Source organism: uncultured Formosa sp. (genome assembly GCF_947500765.1).
Taxonomy (GTDB): Bacteria; Bacteroidota; Bacteroidia; order Flavobacteriales; family Flavobacteriaceae; genus Formosa.
In genome coordinates, this window is record NZ_CANMTH010000063.1 from 1 (window position 1) to 543 (window position 543).

Consider the following 543-nt stretch of genomic DNA (forward strand, 5'->3'; position numbering starts at 1 on the left):
TAACATTATTAAAGACTTAAAAGTTACTAGAGCTAACCAAGTTTGGGTATCTGATATTACATACATTAGAACAGTAAAAGGCTTTTGTTACCTGGCTTTGATAACAGATATGTATTCCAGAAAAATAGTCGGTTATGACCTAAGTGATAGTTTAGAGTTAAATGGATGTGTGAGAGCACTTAATAAGGCCATTTATCAAGCTAAAAACATTAAACAACTTATTCATCATTCAGATAGAGGAATACAATATTGCAGCAATGTATACACACAAATACTTAAAAGAAAAAAGATAGATATTAGTATGACTGAAGAAAATCATTGCTACGAAAATGCAATGGCTGAACGTGTAAATGGAATTTTAAAAGACGAGTTTTATTTAGACCAAACCTTTGATAGTGTAGCTCACGCTAAGAGAGCGGCAAAAAATGCAATTAATTTATACAACGAAATAAGATTACATTTATCTTTAGATTATAAAACACCGAATATGGTATATAAATTATCAGCTTAATTCAATTTTAAACTGTAGCCATATTTCAGGAC

The 543-nt window shown here is 29.8% G+C and carries 1 protein-coding gene; it reads left to right on the plus strand.

Annotated features, from left to right (window positions below):
• Positions 1-511, plus strand: a 511-nt coding sequence (locus tag Q1B05_RS18620; RefSeq protein WP_299782977.1) for an IS3 family transposase, incomplete at its 5' end; no start/stop codon positions are given.
• Between the last annotated feature and the right edge of the window lie 32 nt (positions 512-543).